The organism is Kitasatospora sp. NBC_01539, from assembly GCF_045040525.1.
GTDB lineage: Bacteria > Actinomycetota > Actinomycetes > Streptomycetales > Streptomycetaceae > Kitasatospora.
Map to the genome: position 1 here is coordinate 4,138,317 of NZ_CP109390.1, position 18,122 is coordinate 4,156,438.

The following is an 18,122-nucleotide window of genomic DNA, read 5'->3' on the forward strand; positions in this document are numbered from 1 at the left end:
CGAACTCAGGACACAGCCTGGTGCGATGGGGGTCGTTGTTTCAGAACAACACAGTGGACGCGAGCAACTGAGGACAAGCCCTCGGCCTATTAGTACCGGTCAACTCCACCCCTTACAGGGCTTCCATATCCGGCCTATCAACCCAGTCGTCTACTGGGAGCCTTACCCTCTCAAGGAGGTGGGAGTGCTCATCTCGAAGCAGGCTTCCCGCTTAGATGCTTTCAGCGGTTATCCCTCCCGAACGTAGCCAACCAGCCATGCCCTTGGCAGGACAACTGGCACACCAGAGGTTCGTCCGTCCCGGTCCTCTCGTACTAGGGACAGCCCTTCTCAACACTCCTACGCGCACAGCGGATAGGGACCGAACTGTCTCACGACGTTCTAAACCCAGCTCGCGTACCGCTTTAATGGGCGAACAGCCCAACCCTTGGGACCTACTCCAGCCCCAGGATGCGACGAGCCGACATCGAGGTGCCAAACCATCCCGTCGATATGGACTCTTGGGGAAGATCAGCCTGTTATCCCCGGGGTACCTTTTATCCGTTGAGCGACGGCGCTTCCACAAGCCACCGCCGGATCACTAGTCCCTACTTTCGTACCTGCTCGACCCGTCAGTCTCACAGTCAAGCTCCCTTGTGCACTTACACTCAACACCTGATTGCCAACCAGGCTGAGGGAACCTTTGGGCGCCTCCGTTACTCTTTAGGAGGCAACCGCCCCAGTTAAACTACCCACCAGACACTGTCCCTGATCCGGATCACGGACCCAGGTTAGACATCCAGCACGACCAGAGTGGTATTTCAACGTCGACTCCACCATGACTGGCGTCACGGCTTCAAAGTCTCCCACCTATCCTACACAAGCCGAACCGAACACCAATATCAAGCTATAGTAAAGGTCCCGGGGTCTTTCCGTCCTGCTGCGCGAAACGAGCATCTTTACTCGTAATGCAATTTCACCGGGCCTGTGGTTGAGACAGTCGAGAAGTCGTTACGCCATTCGTGCAGGTCGGAACTTACCCGACAAGGAATTTCGCTACCTTAGGATGGTTATAGTTACCACCGCCGTTTACTGGCGCTTAAGTTCTCAGCTTCGCCCGACCGAAATCGGACTAACCGGTCCCCTTAACGTTCCAGCACCGGGCAGGCGTCAGTCCGTATACATCGCCTTACGGCTTCGCACGGACCTGTGTTTTTAGTAAACAGTCGCTTCTCGCTGGTCTCTGCGGCCACCCCCAGCTCAGAGTGCAAGACTCATCACCAGGAATGGCCCCCCTTCTCCCGAAGTTACGGGGGCATTTTGCCGAGTTCCTTAACCACAGTTCACCCGAACGCCTCGGTATTCTCTACCTGACCACCTGAGTCGGTTTGGGGTACGGGCCGCCATGAAACTCGCTAGAGGCTTTTCTCGACAGCATAGGATCATCCACTTCACCACAATCGGCTCGGCATCAGGTCTCAGCCTCAATGAACGGCGGATTTGCCTACCGTTCGGCCTACACCCTTACCCCGGGACTACCACCGCCCGGGCTGGACTACCTTCCTGCGTCACCCCATCGCTCACCTACTACCCCGTTGGGTCACCGGCTCCACCACGTCCCATTGTCCGAAGACTCCGGGCCGGCTTCGCGGGCTTAGCATCAAGAGGTTCGACGTTGGCGCTTCAAAGCGGGTACGGGAATATCAACCCGTTGTCCATCGACTACGCCTGTCGGCCTCGCCTTAGGTCCCGACTTACCCTGGGCAGATCAGCTTGACCCAGGAACCCTTGGTCAATCGGCGCAAGAGTTTCCCACTCTTGTATCGCTACTCATGCCTGCATTCTCACTCGTGAACCGTCCACAACTGGATTCCTCCGCTGCTTCACCCGGCACACGACGCTCCCCTACCCATCCACAGCGCCGTTGGGCGTATTCTGTGAATGACACGACTTCGGTGGTGTGCTTGAGCCCCGCTACATTGTCGGCGCGGAATCACTTGACCAGTGAGCTATTACGCACTCTTTCAAGGGTGGCTGCTTCTAAGCCAACCTCCTGGTTGTCTCTGCGACTCCACATCCTTTCCCACTTAGCACACGCTTAGGGACCTTAGTCGGTGTTCTGGGCTGTTTCCCTCTCGACCATGGAGCTTATCCCCCACAGTCTCACTGCCGCGCTCTCACTTACCGGCATTCGGAGTTTGGCTAAGGTCAGTAACCCGTTGAGGCCCATCGCCTATCCAGTGCTCTACCTCCGGCAAGAAACACACGACGCTGCACCTAAATGCATTTCGGGGAGAACCAGCTATCACGGAGTTTGATTGGCCTTTCACCCCTAACCACAGGTCATCCCCCAGGTTTTCAACCCTGGTGGGTTCGGTCCTCCACACGGTCTTACCCGCGCTTCAACCTGCCCATGGCTAGATCACTCCGCTTCGGGTCTTGGGCATGCAACTATGACCGCCCTATTCGGACTCGCTTTCGCTACGGCTACCCCACACGGGTTAACCTCGCTACACACCGCAAACTCGCAGGCTCATTCTTCAAAAGGCACGCAGTCACACCCCACAAGGAGATGCCCCCACGGCTTGTAGGCACACGGTTTCAGGTACTATTTCACTCCGCTCCCGCGGTACTTTTCACCATTCCCTCACGGTACTATCCGCTATCGGTCACCAGGGAATATTTAGGCTTAGCGGGTGGTCCCGCCAGATTCACACGGGATTTCTCGGGCCCCGTGCTACTTGGGAGAAGCTCAAGCAAGCCGTACAGATTTCGTCTACGGGGGTCTTACCCTCTACGCCGGACCTTTCGCATGTCCTTCGACTACCCATACGGTTTCTGACTCGCCCAGCCGCCGGCAGACGACTGAAGAACTTTCCCACAACCCCGTCATGGCAACCCCTGCCGGGTCTCACACCATGCCGGTTTGGCCTCATCCGGTTTCGCTCGCCACTACTCCCGGAATCACGGTTGTTTTCTCTTCCTGCGGGTACTGAGATGTTTCACTTCCCCGCGTTCCCTCCACATACCCTATGTGTTCAGGTATGGGTGACAGCCCATGACGACTGCCGGGTTTCCCCATTCGGACACCCCCGGATCAAAGCTCGGTTGACAGCTCCCCGGGGCCTATCGCGGCCTCCCACGTCCTTCATCGGTTCCTGGTGCCAAGGCATCCACCGTGCGCCCTTAAAAACTTGGCCTACAGATGCTCGCGTCCACTGTGCAGTTCTCAAACAACGACCAGACACCCACCCTCCCACACCGAACGGTGCAGTCACGTGAGGCCGGCACCCAGAGGCAACAGCCAAACGGCCGTCCCCTCAGGACCCAACAGCGTGCCCGACCCGACCGGATCACCACCACGTTCCACGCCCCGAAGAGCAGTACTAGCAGTCGTCACCGACCGTGCCGAATAGTCAACGTTCCACCCATGAGCAACCGTGCGAGACATTCGCTCGCAAGCGGCTATGTGCTCCTTAGAAAGGAGGTGATCCAGCCGCACCTTCCGGTACGGCTACCTTGTTACGACTTCGTCCCAATCGCTGGTCCCACCTTCGACGGCTCCCTCCCAAGGGTTAGGCCACCGGCTTCGGGTGTTACCGACTTTCGTGACGTGACGGGCGGTGTGTACAAGGCCCGGGAACGTATTCACCGCAGCATGCTGATCTGCGATTACTAGCAACTCCAACTTCATGGGGTCGAGTTGCAGACCCCAATCCGAACTGAGGCCGGCTTTTTGGGATTCGCTCCGCCTCGCGGCATCGCAGCCCTTTGTACCGACCATTGTAGCACGTGTGCAGCCCAAGACATAAGGGGCATGATGATTTGACGTCGTCCCCACCTTCCTCCGAGTTGACCCCGGCAGTCTCCTGTGAGTCCCCATCACCCCGAAAGGCATGCTGGCAACACAGAACAAGGGTTGCGCTCGTTGCGGGACTTAACCCAACATCTCACGACACGAGCTGACGACAACCATGCACCACCTGTACACCGACCACAAGGGGGCGCCTATCTCTAGACGTTTCCGGCGTATGTCAAGCCTTGGTAAGGTTCTTCGCGTTGCGTCGAATTAAGCCACATGCTCCGCTGCTTGTGCGGGCCCCCGTCAATTCCTTTGAGTTTTAGCCTTGCGGCCGTACTCCCCAGGCGGGGAACTTAATGCGTTAGCTGCGGCACCGACGACGTGGAATGTCGCCAACACCTAGTTCCCAACGTTTACGGCGTGGACTACCAGGGTATCTAATCCTGTTCGCTCCCCACGCTTTCGCTCCTCAGCGTCAGTAATGGCCCAGAGATCCGCCTTCGCCACCGGTGTTCCTCCTGATATCTGCGCATTTCACCGCTACACCAGGAATTCCGATCTCCCCTACCACACTCTAGCCTGCCCGTATCGAATGCAGACCCGGGGTTAAGCCCCGGGCTTTCACATCCGACGCGACAGGCCGCCTACGAGCTCTTTACGCCCAATAATTCCGGACAACGCTCGCACCCTACGTATTACCGCGGCTGCTGGCACGTAGTTAGCCGGTGCTTCTTCTGCAGGTACCGTCACTTGCGCTTCTTCCCTGCTGAAAGAGGTTTACAACCCGAAGGCCGTCATCCCTCACGCGGCGTCGCTGCATCAGGCTTTCGCCCATTGTGCAATATTCCCCACTGCTGCCTCCCGTAGGAGTCTGGGCCGTGTCTCAGTCCCAGTGTGGCCGGTCGCCCTCTCAGGCCGGCTACCCGTCGTCGCCTTGGTAGGCCATTACCCCACCAACAAGCTGATAGGCCGCGGGCCCATCCTGCACCGCCGGAGCTTTACACCGTCAACCATGCGGAAGACGGTCATATCCGGTATTAGACCCCGTTTCCAGGGCTTGTCCCAGAGTGCAGGGCAGATTGCCCACGTGTTACTCACCCGTTCGCCACTGATCCACCCCGAAGGGCTTCACCGTTCGACTTGCATGTGTTAAGCACGCCGCCAGCGTTCGTCCTGAGCCAGGATCAAACTCTCCGTGAATGATTACCCGTCATCGGGTTCACACCCGCGTTGAGCGGCACGGCAACCCCCGGAATAGGGAGCCCCGCGCACTGCGTCCTCGCTGTGTTATTTACTACAAAAGGAATCTCCAACCCCAGGAAATCCTGAGGCCGGGGATGTCAACATATCTGGCGTTGACTTTTGGCACGCTGTTGAGTTCTCAAGGAACGGACACTTCCTTCGGACCGCCTTCCAGCGGACCCTCCGGGTGTTTCGCTCTTTCGTGTTCCCAGCTTATCAGATCCGAGCTCGTGCTCTTTCCCGACTTGCTTTCGATTTCTTTCACCGGAACCGGCCTGACGGCCTGTCCGACGTTTCAAACCTTAGCCGATCCCCGCCCCGAAAAGCGAATCCGACCGCAACCCATATAAACGCGCACACCGAATTCGCACAGGGGCGCGACAAAGACACAGCCCTGCCCGGGAATCGGGAAGTGGTGGTTCAGAGGATTGGCCGCCGCGGGACCGTCCGTGCAGAGTGCGCGTCCGGTGCTCCCAGGCAGGCAGCTCGAAGAACTTTACACACCTTCCTCGTCCTGTTCAAGTGGCAGCTGGAAGGCGAGCACGGCGACGTCGTCGTCGTGCTCCGCGGTGACCCCCATCGCCCGGAGCAGGCGGGCGCAGACGACGTCCGGACCGCCGACCGCGCCGGCCAGGGTGCGGGCGAGGAGGTCCAGGCCGTGGTCGATGTCCTCGTCGCGGCGCTCGACCAGGCCGTCCGTATAGAGGACGCCCGTCGTGCCGGGCAGCAGCTTGAGGGTGTGCGACACGTGGCTGCCCTCGCCGCTGCCGGTGCCGAGCGGCGGACCGTTCTGCTCGTCGGCCTGGAGCACGCTGCCGTCCGGGCCGCGGAGCAGCAAGGGCAGGTGTCCTGCGGAGGCGTAGACGAGCGTGCCGGGCATGGGGTCCCAGACGGCGTACGTGCATGTGGCGATCTGGTTGGCGTCGATCTCCATGGCGAGGCCGTCGAGCAGGGCCATGACCTCGTGCGGGGGGAGGTCGAGGCGCGCGTACGCACGGACGGCGGTACGGAGCTGGCCCATGACGGCGGCGGCGCGGAGGCCGCGGCCCATGACGTCGCCGATGACGAGTGCCGTGCGGCCTCCGCCGAGGCGGATGACGTCGTACCAGTCGCCACCGACCGCGGCGTCCGCGCCGCCGGGCTGGTAGGTGGCGGCGACCCGCAGGTCCGCGGGCTGTTCGAGCTTCTGCGGGAGGAGGCTGCGCTGCAGGGTGACGGCGGCCTCGCGCTGCCTGCGCTCCGCCTCGCGGACCCGGCCGGCCGCCTGGACCTGGTCGGTGACCTCGGCCGCGTAGATGACGAGTCCGGCGGGCGGTCGCGGGCCGCCGGCCGCGGCACGGTCGCCGTGGGCGGCCGCGGCCGCGGGTGCGAGGGGCACGACGGCGACGTTGTAGTAGCGGCTGGCGTCGGGGCCGACGACGCAGCGGGCCTTGACGCTGCGGGGCCGCACGCTGCGCAGCGCCTGGTCCATGAGCGGGAGGACGCCGAGGGCGGCCAGCTCGGGGAGTCCTTCGGCCGCGGGCAGCCCGGTGGTGCGCTCGCCGAAGAGCTCGCGGTACGCGTCGTTGGCGTAGCCGAGCTGGTGGAGCGGGCCGTAGGTGACGGCGACCGGGGAGGGGAGGCGGTCGAGGACGTCGCGGAGTTCGTAGAGCTCGTGGACCTCGCGGAGGCCGAGGGCGGCCGCGGCGTCGTGACCGCGGGGGCCGGGCAGGGCGACGGGCTCGGTGGACGCCGGGGGCAGGGCGACACGCCGCGGGGCTCCGGCGAGCCGCGCGCTCCAGCGCATGAGGTTCAACGTCGGCCGCTTCCTCGGGGGTGTGGGGACGGGTCGGGCGTGTCGACCGGCTGTCACGCGACGTGTCCGTGGTGGCACGTGTGGTGATGGCCGCTCCGGCTGATCCTGTCAGGCGGACGTGTGGTTGCGGAAGTCGTATCGTCGCCGGCCCCGTGTTCGCTACGCGGGGTGCCCGCGTGGTCGTCAGCGGTGTTCGGGAAAGCCCGACTCGAACTCCGCCCGGGGGTGCTCCACCGCGCCGAGGGAGACGACCTCGCGGGTGAACAGGGCGCCGAGCAGCCAGTCGGTGAGCACCCGGACGCGGCGGTCCGCGCTGGGCAGCCTGCGCAGGTGGCGGGCCCGGTGCAACCACCAGGCCCGGCGGCCGGTGACGCGGCCGCGCCGGGTGTGGGCGACGCCGCGACCGATGCCGAGGGAGGTCGAGCAGTGGATGCGGTCGGGACGGTAGTCGGCGGGGGCGCGGCGGTCGAGGTCGGCGAGCAGGTTGTCGGCGAGCAGCCGGGCCTGGGCCAGCGCGTGCTGGGCGTTCGGGGCGCAGGGGGCACCGTCCGCGGTGGCGTCCGGCACGGCGGCGCTGTCCCCTGCGGCCCAGGCGCCCGCCAGCGGGGTGCCTCCGGGGCCGCGTACCTGGAGGGTCGGCAGGCAGCGGATCCGGCCGTCGGCGTCGAGCGGCAGGTCGGTGTCGCGGAGCAGGGGGGCCGGGCGGGCGCCGGCCGTCCAGACGAGGGTGCGGGCGGCGAAGCGGCTGCCGTCGGAGAGCGTCATCAGCCGGTCGGCGGCGGATTCCAGGGTGGTGCCGAGGCGCACGTCGACGCTGCGTTCGCGGAGCTCGGCGAGGGTGTGGTCGGCCAGGTCGGCGGGCTCCTCGGGGAGGATGCGGCCGGTGGCCTCGACCAGCACCCAGCGCAGGTCGTCGGCGGTGAGGTTGTGGTACCCGCGGACGGCGTGCCGGGCCATGTCCTCGAGTTCGGCCAAGGCGCCGACGCCGGCGTAGCCGCCGCCGACGAAGACGAAGGTCAGGGCGGACTGCCGGAGTTCGGGGTCGCGGGTGGAGGAGGCGAGGTCGAGCTGTTCGAGGACGTGGTTGCGGAGGGCGACGGCCTCGCCGACGGACGCGAAGCCGAGGCCGTGCTCGGCGAGTCCGGGCACCGGGTCGGTCCGGGAGACCGATCCGGGGGCCACCACGATGTGGTCGTAGGGGAGTTCGGTGACGGTGCCGGTGCCGCCGCGGGTGGCGGTGTCGACCTGGGCGGTGCGGGTGGCGTGGTCGATCCGGGTGACGCGGGCGGTGAGGACGCGGCACTGCGGGAGGAGCCGGCGCAGCGGGACGACGACGTGGCGGGGGTCGATGCTGCCGGCGGCGACCTCGGCGAGCAGCGGGCGGTAGGTCAGGTAGGGCTGGGGTTCGACGACGGTGATCTCGGCGTCCCCGGTCCTGAGACGGGCGGCCAGGGCGTGCTGGAGTCCGAGGGCGGCGGCGGTGCCGGCACATCCGCCGCCGACGATGAGAATCCTGATGGGGCACCTCCTGCCGCCCGTGGGCCGCGTCGGGGTTGTGTGACCTGATTCACGTCCGTCGAGTACGTCCCCCAATGACGCACTGTCCGGGGGGCTCTTGTCCACAGCGCGAACCGGATCCGATGGCCGGAGGCGGTGTTCGGGGCCGGATTCGGGCCGGGGCGGGGCCGGGTCCGGCCGTGCGGGGTTGCGGGGCGAGGGTGCGGCGGGTCGCGCTGCGGGGGCCGGCGGCGGCCGGTCGACCGGCCGGTCGGCGGCGAGAGGTCCACTTCTGCCACGAACTCGCCTGAACTATGGTCGGATTGTGTCCCGTCAAGGTCGCGGTCGATCGATCGGCCGGTCGACTGGTCGGCGGCGAAGTGGGGAAGGTGTAGTCCGCACCCGTGCGCGACGGACGCCGTGTGGACGCGCCGGGGGGTGCGACCGGTTGGGGGCGGGCTCCTGAAGGGGTCCGCGGGGGAGGGTGAAGTGACGGATCAGGAGCGCATGTCGGGTGGCGTGGTGTCGCCGGTGCACGGGCGGGGCGGGCCGGTTGTCGGCGCCGTGCCGGAGCAGCGCGGCCCGGCCGGTGCGGAGCTGCCGGCCGCCGGTGTCCCGGTGGTGTCCGGGCGGCCCGGCCGGTTGCGGGTGGACGCCCGGCGCAACCTGGAGAGCGTGCTGCGGGCGGCGCGTGAGGTGTTCGGCGAACTCGGCTACGACGCGCCGATGGAGGAGGTCGCACGGCGGGCCGGGGTCGGTGTCGGCACCGTGTACCGGCGTTTCCCCAGCAAGGAGGTGCTCGTCCGGCGGATCGCCGCGGAGGAGGTCGCCTGGCTGACGGGCCAGGCCCGCGAGTCGCTGTACGGCGGCGGGGCGCCGTGGCAGGCCCTGGCGGACTTCCTGGGGCGGGCGGTGGCGTCGGGCGCCGGGCGGCTGTTGCCGCCGGAGGCGTTCCGGTACGCGGCCGAGGTGGGCCGGGTGCCCGGGCAGCGGGGCGCGGACGGGCGTGGGGCGGAGGGGGCGGCGGAGCTGCCCGGGTCCGGCGCGGCGGACTCCGATCCGCGGCTGCTCCTGCAGTTGGTGGCGGCCCTGGTGGCGCGGGCCGGTGCGGCTGGCGATCTGCGTCCGGGGGTGACGGTGTCCGACGTGGTGCTCGTGCTGACGGCCGCGGTGCCGGTGCACGCGACCTCCGCCGGTGCGCAGCCGGTGCCGGACGAGGCGGCCGGGTCGCGTTCGGCGGAGTCCGCGGCGGACGCCGGGGCGGTCGGCGGTCAACCCGGCAACGCGCCGCGGGAGCGACTGCTGCAGATCCTGCTGCAGGGTCTGCAGGCGCACCGGGCACCGGAGTTGTGATCTGCCGGACCGGTCCGCGGGCTGCCCGTACGGGTGGGTCGCGGTGGTCCCGGCTACCGGCTGACGCCGTGCTATGCCATTCTTTGCCCGTGCTTGGAGCCATTGTCCCGTTGCGTGCCATTCCGGCGGCTCGCTGCCGGCGGGTGGTCGCCGGCGCCGTGGCCCCGCCTCCTGCGGTCCGGCGTCCTGCCGGGCCGGCCGGGCCCCGATCCGGGGCTGTGGCCGACGCAGTGACGGGGGGCGTGAGGTGAGCGCGGACGAGCCGGGCGAGGCCGGTTCCGGGCCTGCGCCGTCGGGCCATGTGCCCGACCAGGCGGGCGCCCCGCTGAGGGAGTCGCTGGTCGGCCGGGTGCCCGGTCAGGCCGCGGCGGGCCGGGGCGGGGTGACGCCGGAGGCGTTCGTCGGCGAGGAGCTTCCCGTACGGGCCGTGGTGCCGGCCCCGGCGGATCCGGTGGACGGAGAACGCCCGCCTTCGGATGCCGAGTTGACGGCCCGGGTGCGTGGCGGGGACGACTCCGCGTACGCGGAGATCTACCGGCGGCACGCCGAGCCGGTCCGGCGCTACGCGCGGACCTGCTGCCGGGACAGCTTCACCGCCGAGGACCTGGCGGGCGAGGTGTTCGCCCGGACCCTGCAGGCGCTGAAGGCGGGCCGCGGACCGGAGTTCGCCGTCCGCGCGTACCTTCTGACGGCGGTGCGCAACGTGGCCGCGGCCTGGGCGCGCAGTGAGCGGCGCGAACAACTCGTCGACGACTTCGGTTCGTTCACCCGGAGTGCGGGCGCCGGCATCGACTACGACCTGGCGGATCCCGGTGCGGACGCCTGGGCGATGGCGCTGGCGGACCAGCGGATGGTGATGCGGGCCTACGCGGAACTCCCCGAGGAGGACCGGGTGGTGCTGTGGCACACCGAGGTCGAACGGGAGTCGCCGAAGACCGTCGCGGTGATGCTCGGGAAGACCGCCAACGCCACGGCCGTGCAGGCGCACCGGGCGCGGGACAGGCTGGCCGCCGCCTTCCTGCAGGCGCACGTCTCCGGGAGCCAGGAGCAGGGCTGTGCGGCCTACGCGGGCCGGCTCGGCGCCTACGCGCGCGGCTCGCTGCGCAAGCGGGCCTCCGCGGAGGTCGGCCGGCACGTGCAGGGGTGCGCCCGCTGCACGGCGGCCTGCCTGGAACTGACCGACATCAACCACAGCCTGCGTGCGGTGCTGCCCGGCGGCGTGCTGGTCTGGATCGGGGCGGGGTACACGGCGGTCGCCGCGGCAGCGGTCGGTGCGGGTGCGGTGCTGGGCGGGGCCGCGGTGGCGGGGGCCGCGGCGGGTGCGACCGCGGGCGGTGCCGCCGGCGGTGCCGCTGCGGGCGGGAGCACGGGTGGCGGTACGGCCGGTGCGCTGGCCGGCGAGGGCCTGGGGGTCGCCGCGAAGGCGGGCATCGCGGCGGGTGTCGCGCTGGCGGCGGCCGCCGCCGCGGCGTACGCGCTGAGCGGTTCGGCGGCTCCGCCGCGCGTGGCCGCGGCACCCGTACCGGCGTCGGTGCCTGCTCCGGCGCGGCCGACCGTGGCTCCGCCGCCGGCCCCCGAGCCCTCCCCAGAGCCGTCGGTGAGTCCGACGCCGGGGGGCCCGCGGGTGCTGCCCGGGCCGGTGCCGAGCCGGGCACCGGCCCGGACGACGAGCCCGCCCGTGCCCGCCCGCACGGTGCCCCCGCCGGTGCCCGCGGAGCCGGTGCCCGCGCCGTCCGCGACCGCCCCGGAGCCGGAGCCCACGCCCACCCCGACGCCCCGGCCTGAGCCGAGCCCCACGGTCACGCCGCCGGAGCCGTCCGCGTTCTGGCTGGACGACCTGCCGTTCGGCGCGGCGGGCCGGCGTGACGCCGCGGACGGCACCCCGAGCATCCGCCGGGGCGGCGGGGCGCTGGCCCGGCGGTCCGTGCTGTGGATGGCCGGTCGGCGCTACCTGCACGGCCTGGCCGTGCAGGTGCCGTCCCGGGTCACCGTCGACCTCGGCCGCAGCTGCACGTCGTTCGACGCGGTGGCCGGCCCGGACGACGTCGCGGTCGGCCGGGGCGGTGTGGTCCTTCGGGTGGTGGGCGGCGACGGCACCGTGCTGTGGAGCTCGGGCACCGTCCGGACGGGTGACGCGCCGGTGCGGGTGCACGCGCCGCTCACCGGTCAGCGGTCGTTCCGGCTGGTCGCCGAACGGGCCGGCGGCTGGGCCCTGATCGACGTCGCGGACTGGGCCGAGGCCAGGCTCACCTGCTGAGGTGCTCCGGCCGCGGCACCCCGGCGGCCGGAGCCGTCACACCGCCGGAGCCGCCGCACCACCGGGACCGTCAGACCGCGCAGGCACCGTCCGCGCAGGCCTCGCCGTCGTCGGCGCCGGCGACCGGGACGAGCGCGCCGGTCTCCTCGGCGACCTGCTGCAGGACCCGTAGGAAGGTGTCGGCCTCCTGCCCGCCCTGCACCGCCCACCGGCCCTCGAAGACGAAGGTCGGCACGGCGGAGATGCCGAGCGCCTGTGCCTCGGCGAGCTGGGCACGGACCTCGTCCGCGCCCTCGTCGCCCGCGAGGTAGGCGGCGACCCGGTCGCCGTCCAGCCCGGCGGCGACGGCGACGGCGGCCAGCTGCGTCCGGTCGCCGATGTCGACGCCGTCGGAGAAGTGCGCCTTCAGCAGCCGCTCCTTGAGTTCGCCCTGCACCGCGGCGCCGTACTCCGTCTCCGCGAGGTGCAGCAGCCGGTGGCCGAGGAAGGTGTTGGCGTGCAGCGCGGTGTCGAAGTCGTACGTGATGCCCTCGGCGCGGCCGAGCTCGGTGACCCGGGCGTCCATCGCGGCGGACTGCGGGCCGTACCGCTCGGCGAGCCAGGCCCGGTGCGGGGTGGCCTGCTCGGAGGCGTCCGGGACGAGCTGGTAGGGCCGGTAGACCACCTCGACGGCGTCCTTGCCCGGGAAGCGGTCCAGCGCCTGCTCGAAGCGGCGCTTGCCGATGTAGCACCAGGGGCAGGCGATGTCGGAGTAGATCTCGACCTTCATGACGGTGGGGCTCCTGTTCGGTGGGGTCTCCCGGCCGTCCCCGGACGGGCCGGGCGCGGCTCTCGGGGTTGAACGGTCAACCGTTCGCCCCGCATTCCCCGGTGCCCCGAACCGGCCCGCACAACGGCGCCCCTGACCAGCCCCGGAGCGAGGTCCACCGGACCGCCGCGCGGCAGCCGCCGGAGGGCTCAGCCCGCGGTCGGCGCCGGGACGACCAGCACCGGGCAGTTCGCGTGGTGCACGGCGGCCGTGCTGACGGAGCCCAGCAGCAGCCGGGTGAAGCCGCCGTTGCCGCGGGTCCCGATCACCAGGGTGTGCTGGCCCGCCGTGGCGGCGAGCAGCACCTCGATGACGCTGCCCAGCACCACGTGCAGCACGAGTTCGCCGCCGTACGGCCGGGGGCGGGCCGCCTGCACGGCGTCGACCGCGCGGCGCAGCCCGTCCGCCATGCTCGCGGCCAGCAGGTCGATGCTCTGCCGGACGAGTTCGACCATGCCGGGCGGATAGCCGGTCGGCGACGGGTTGACCACCGCGAGGACGTACAGCGGCAGGCCGAACAGCTCGGCCTCGGTCATGGCCCGGTCCAGCGCCCAGAGCGAGCCGTCGGAGCCGTCGCAGGCGGCCAGGACGCCGGGGCGGACCGCCGAGGGCGGCTCGCGGAGCACGGGCAGGGGAACCATCGCGGCGGCCACCCGCCCATGATGCCCGCCGCCGTCCGCCGGACCTGCGCGGACGCGCCGGACCCCGGCCGCCGCGGGCCCGCAGCGTGCCGGGACGGCGGGCTACGTGCCGGGACGGCGGCGGGTCCGTCAGGCCGGCCGGGCGAGGGCGCGGCGCCGGGCCGGGGGCAGGCCCGTCCAGCAGGAGCCGTGGCGGCGGGCGGCGAACCGGCGCAGCCAGAGCTCGGTGGCGACGAGGTCGGCGAGCCCGGCGAGGGTGCCGGGCGGGAGGTCGGCCGCGGGTTCGGCGGCGGCGGCGAGGGTCTTGCGGACGGCGGGCAGGTCGACGAGGCCGGCTTCGGCGAGGAGCGGCCGGTCGAACAGCTCGGCGAGCCCGTCGGCGGCGAGGCGCAGGCCGCTCCGGGCGGCGCCGGTGCGGTCGGGCCGCGGGCCGCGGCCCCAGTCGGCGGGGAGGTCGGTGCGGCCCGCGCCGGTGAGGACGGACCGCAGCAGGGCGTGGCGGGCGCCGGGCTGCAGGCGGATGTCGTCGGGGAGGAGCCGGGCGGCGCGGACGACCTGGTTGTCGAGGTACGGCGCGTGCAGGCGCTGGCCGCGCTGTTCGGCGGCCTGGACGAGGGTGCGGTAGGCGGCGGCGTGGCGGTGCAGGGCGAGCCGGGCCCGGCGGGCGCCGGGCGGTTCGGCCGGGGCGGGGCCGCGGGCGGCGGTGCGCAGGCGCTGGGCGACGGTGGTCAGGGCCTCGTCGGAGAGCCAGCGGGCGGCGGGCCCGGGCACGGCCCAGGCGAGGTCGGCGGCGGAGCTGGCGCCGGCGGTGTCGTGCGGTTCGTCGAAGTGCCGGACGGTCAGCCGGACGGCGAGGTCGTCGAGGGAGTCGGCGTGGACGGCGCGGGCGAGCCGGTGGGCGGCGCGCAGCACCGTGACGGGGGTGCGGATGGTGCCGGTCAGGGGGCCGGCGAGGACGCGGTCGGCGCCGGCGAGGGCGGCGACGGGGGCGAGGAGTTCGCGGGCCCGGCCGGACCGGAAGAGGTCGGCGAGCCGGGCGGGGTGTCCGTCGAGGACCTGCCGCGCGCCGTAGCCGGTGAGGTGGTCGGAGCCGCCCGCGCGGAAGCGGGCGCAGAGGTGGGCGGCGGCGGTGAGGGCGGGGCCGGGTTCGTCGGTGAGGGGTCCGGCGAGCGGGTCGCCGGCGACCTCGGCGTAGGGCAGCCCGGCGGGGACGACCACGTGGTGGAGCCGGGGCACGTCGACGACCGGGGTGAGGCCCTCGGGGCCGGCGTGCGTGACGGCGGCGAGGGTCTCGGCGGACCGGTCGGCGGCCGGTTCGGGAAGGGCGCGGGCCCAGGAGCCCTTGACGGCGCCGGTGCGCGGCGCGGGCACGGCGGTCTGCCTGGCGGGCGGCGCGGCGGCGGCCGGGCCGGGCGGCACGGCGGCGGCGAGCAGCGCGAGGGTGGCCGAGGCGGTGCCGTACGAGAGGTCGACGCCGAGGCGGGGCCGGTCGGGGCCCTCGGGGGCGTCCGCCGCGGTGGTGCGGACCCGGCAGCGGACGGCTTCGAGCAGGGTGCGCGTGAGTTCGCGGACGGCGGGGGCGTCGTCGCGCCGGGCGGGCCCGGGGTCCTGCTCGTAGCCCGCGAGGTAGGGCCGGCCGCCGCGGATGCCGAGCGAGTGGCCGGGGGGCACGCGGAGCACGCCGGCGTACGGGGTGCCGTGGCCGAGCGCCTCGGGCGATTCGGGGCAGGCGAGGAGGGCGGCGAGGTGGCCGGTGTCGACGGGGGCGCCGATCAGGTCGGCGAGCGGGAGGGCCGCGGTGGCGTAGGCGGTGCCGCCGTGCCAGGGGGTGTGGAAGACGGGCTGCGCGCCGGCGAGGTCGGTGAGCAGCACGGTGGAGCGGGTGCCGGTGCGCAGGACGGCGGTGTAGCTGCCCGGCCAGCCGGTGAGGTGGCGGACGGCTCCGCCGCGGGCGGCCGCGAGGCCGGCGGCGAGTTCGGCGTCGGTGGCTCCGCAGCGGCCGAGGACGGCGAGGCGGGTGGTGGCGGGGGTGTCGGTGTCGGCGCCCGGGCCGTGCTGCCCGGCGGCGCCGGCGGCGGGTGCCGGGCCGGTGGTGACGACGGGGTCGGCGCCGGGGCGCAGGGTGACGAGGCGGATCTCGTCGGGGCGCCAGTCGCCGACGGCCCAGAGCGGGCCGGGTCCGTTCCAGAGCGTGGTGGCGGCGAGCGGCCGGACTCCGCCGAGGGGCGGCCCGCCGTCGCCGGTCGGTGTCCCGCTCCAGCCGGTGAGCCACCGCATCGCGCCTCCACCTGACGAGGGGTCGGGCGCACGGGTGTCGAGGGCGCCGCAGGAGACATCGTGCCACCGGTCGGGCGGGGTGTGACCCGGGTTGCGCGAGTGAATGCGGCCGGGTGGGCCGGTGACCCGGCGTCAGGTCGGCTCTCCGGGCGGCGGCGGGTCGTCGGCGTGCCGCTGTGGCGCGGCTCCGGGCCGCACCGGCGGGCACCGCACCTGCGCCGTACGTGCGCCGTTCGCGCCCTCGCGTGCCTGCCGGTGGTCCCGCGCGGCCCGCCGGCGGACGGGCCGGGCGGGCCGCGGCGGCTCCCCGGCGGACCGGGCCGCCCCCTCCGAGGCCCGGGCCGCGCCTGCGCCTCCTGGCATGGACATCAACGGATGGCCGAAAGGCGTCGCACTGCCCGGGAGGGCATCCGCATGCCCTCCCGGACCCACCGCTGCCCGCGGGGACGGCGGCAGCGGTTCCCCCGGCCCGCCGGGTCCTCGACGGCGGGCCGATCCACAGGGTCCAGCGAATCGCCGACCTGCCGCTGCGGCCAGGGGGCACGGACGGGCGCACGTCGGCACGGGACCGGAGCACGGGAGTCCGGGACCCCGCGCGGCGGAGGGGACCGTTCCGCGGCCGTGCGGACGGACCGTCGCCGACAGGCCGTTCGGGCGCGCTATCCCGCCATCCGGAATGCAGCCTCTTAACCCTCGGAACCCGTCCGACTACGCTAGGTGCAGTGGGTGGCCCCGTCGTGCGGGCCGCCTTCCGCGCACGACCTCGCCAGGGGGTGCCACCGCCACCATGACCGCCAGCTCACGAGGGCCGAACGAACGGCTCGGCGCGCTCCTCTCCCTCGCCCAGATCAGCAACGCCGGCCTGGCCCGCCGGGTCAACGACCTCGGGGCGCAGCGCGGCCTGACGCTCCGGTACGACAAGACGTCGGTGGCGCGGTGGGTCACCAAGGGCATGGTGCCGCAGCGGCCGGTGCCCCACCTGATCGCGACGGCGCTCGGCAGCAAGCTCGGCCGGCCGGTGCCGCTGGAGGAGATCGGTCTCGGCGACACCCAGCCGACCCCTGAACTGGGCCTGGAGTTCCCTCGCGAGGTGCCGGAGGCGGTGCGGTCGGCGACGGAGCTGTGGCGGGTCGACCTCGACCTGCGGCGCGGCCCGGGCGGCGGCCGCTGGAGCGACAGCCTGGCGGGCACGTTCTCGGTGTCGGCGTACGCGACGCCGGTGTCGCGCTGGCTGATCACGCCGGCCGACGGCTCGGTGGCGCGGGAGCCCGCGGTGGCCGACCGCTCGGGGTACCGGGTGGGCCACTCGGATGCGGCGAAGCTGCGCGAGGCCGCCCAGGAGGCCCGCCGGTGGGATTCCAAGTACGGCGGCGGGGACTGGCGTTCGTCGATGGTGCCGGAGTGCCTGCGGCTGGAGGCGGCGCCGCTGCTGCTCGGCTCGTACAGCGACGCGGTGGGCCGGGCGCTGTTCGGCGCGACGGCCGAACTCACCCGGCTGGCCGGGTGGATGGCGTTCGACACCGGGCAGCACGAGGCGGCGCAGCGGTACTACATCCAGGCGCTGCGGCTGGCCCGGGCGGCGGGTGACGTGCCGCTGGGCGGGTACGTGCTGGCGTCGATGAGCCTGCAGGCGGTGTACCGCAACTTCCCCGAGGAGGCGGTCGATCTCGCGCAGGCGGCGCTGGAGCGCAACCGCGGCCTGGCGACGGCGCGCACGATGAGCTTCTTCCACTTGGTGGAGGCGCGGGCACGGGCCAGGGCAGGCAACGCGGCGGCCTGCGCGACGGCGCTCGCGGCGGCGGAGGGTGCGCTCGACCGGGCCCGCCCCGGTGACGCCGACCCGACCTGGATCGACTTCTACACCTACGACCGGCTGGCCGCGGACGCCGCCGAGTGCTTCCGCGACCTGGGCATGCCGTCCAAGGTGCGGCAGTTCACCCGCGAGGCGCTGGCCCGGCCGACGGAGGGCTACGTGCGTTCGCACGCGCTGCGGCTGATCGTCTCGGCGATGGCCGAGGCCGAGGCGGGCGACCTGGACGCCGCGGTGGCGGCCGGCGAGCGGGCGGTGGAGGTGGCCGGCCGGATCTCCTCGCAGCGCAGCAGGGAGTACGTGCTGGAGATGCTGCGCAGGCTGGCGCCGTTCCAGGACGAGCGGCGGGTGCGCGAACTGACCGAGCGGGCCCGGCTGGTGCTGGCCGGCACGCAGTAGCCCGCAGGGCGCACCCGGGCACGGGCAGGGTGCGTCCGGGACGGGCAGGGTGCGTCCGGGACGGGCAGGTGCCTCCGGGTGTGCCGTGCGCGCGGCCTGGTGCGCGCGCCGTAATTCGGATGCGGCGGTGGCCGGCCGGTGGCTAACGTCGTGCCTGTCCAGGTGCGCAGGCAGGGGTTACTTCCACTGTTAATGGGCAGGTCGCGGGTTCGAGTCCCGTCACCGGCTCCGGGCCGGTGTAGCTCAGTCGGGCAGAGCAGCA

General features: G+C 71.5%; 7 protein-coding genes, 1 tRNA gene, 2 rRNA genes and 1 pseudogene. 4 read left to right on the plus strand and 7 right to left on the minus strand.

Translation table 11 applies throughout. From position 1 onward, the window contains the following. Positions 1-69 precede the first annotated feature (69 nt). From OG335_RS17710 to OG335_RS17725, 4 genes and pseudogenes are all read right to left on the minus strand, one after another. Positions 70-3,179 (minus strand): 23S ribosomal RNA (locus tag OG335_RS17710). A 280-nt stretch (positions 3,180-3,459) separates the two neighbouring features. Further along, positions 3,460-4,981, minus strand: a 16S ribosomal RNA gene (locus tag OG335_RS17715). The 16S and 23S rRNA genes sit together here, the layout of an rRNA operon. A 565-nt stretch (positions 4,982-5,546) precedes the next feature. Continuing rightward, a pseudogene (locus tag OG335_RS17720) lies at positions 5,547-6,818 on the minus strand (PP2C family protein-serine/threonine phosphatase); the annotation flags it as partial. A gap of 183 nt (positions 6,819-7,001) precedes the next feature. Continuing rightward, positions 7,002-8,411: an NAD(P)/FAD-dependent oxidoreductase gene (locus OG335_RS17725; protein WP_405012087.1), complete on the minus strand. Its 1,410-nt coding sequence runs from the start codon at positions 8,409-8,411 to the stop codon at positions 7,002-7,004. A 411-nt stretch (positions 8,412-8,822) separates the two neighbouring features. Here OG335_RS17725 and OG335_RS17730 point away from each other — a divergent pair, with 411 nt between their 5' ends. Then, the gene (locus tag OG335_RS17730; protein WP_405015439.1) at positions 8,823-9,668 is read left to right on the plus strand and encodes a TetR/AcrR family transcriptional regulator; all 846 of its coding nucleotides are present in this window, start codon (positions 8,823-8,825) and stop codon (positions 9,666-9,668) included. A gap of 247 nt (positions 9,669-9,915) precedes the next feature. Continuing rightward, positions 9,916-11,925, plus strand: coding sequence for a sigma-70 family RNA polymerase sigma factor (locus OG335_RS17735; protein WP_405012088.1), 2,010 nt, complete (start codon positions 9,916-9,918; stop codon positions 11,923-11,925). Positions 11,926-11,995: 70 nt separating this feature from the next. On the opposite strand, the gene OG335_RS17740 is transcribed toward OG335_RS17735, so the two are convergent. From OG335_RS17740 to OG335_RS17750, 3 genes are all read right to left on the minus strand, one after another. After that, positions 11,996-12,694, minus strand: coding sequence for a DsbA family oxidoreductase (locus OG335_RS17740; RefSeq protein ID WP_405012089.1), 699 nt, complete (start codon positions 12,692-12,694; stop codon positions 11,996-11,998). 188 nt (positions 12,695-12,882) lie between these two features. Beyond that, positions 12,883-13,386: a universal stress protein gene (locus tag OG335_RS17745; RefSeq protein WP_405012090.1), complete on the minus strand. Its 504-nt coding sequence runs from the start codon at positions 13,384-13,386 to the stop codon at positions 12,883-12,885. A gap of 117 nt (positions 13,387-13,503) precedes the next feature. Beyond that, positions 13,504-15,651 carry an asparagine synthase-related protein gene (locus tag OG335_RS17750; protein WP_405012091.1) on the minus strand — a complete coding sequence of 716 codons (2,148 nt, stop codon included), beginning with the start codon at positions 15,649-15,651 and terminating at the stop codon, positions 13,504-13,506. A 787-nt stretch (positions 15,652-16,438) separates the two neighbouring features. On the opposite strand from OG335_RS17750, the gene OG335_RS17755 reads away from it, so the two are divergent. Both OG335_RS17755 and OG335_RS17760 read left to right on the plus strand, forming a co-directional pair. Further along, the gene (locus OG335_RS17755) at positions 16,439-17,860 is read left to right on the plus strand and encodes an MFS transporter (protein ID WP_405012092.1); all 1,422 of its coding nucleotides are present in this window, start codon (positions 16,439-16,441) and stop codon (positions 17,858-17,860) included. A 134-nt stretch (positions 17,861-17,994) separates the two neighbouring features. Then, a tRNA-OTHER gene (locus OG335_RS17760) sits at positions 17,995-18,088 on the plus strand. Positions 18,089-18,122: the final 34 nt, after the last annotated feature.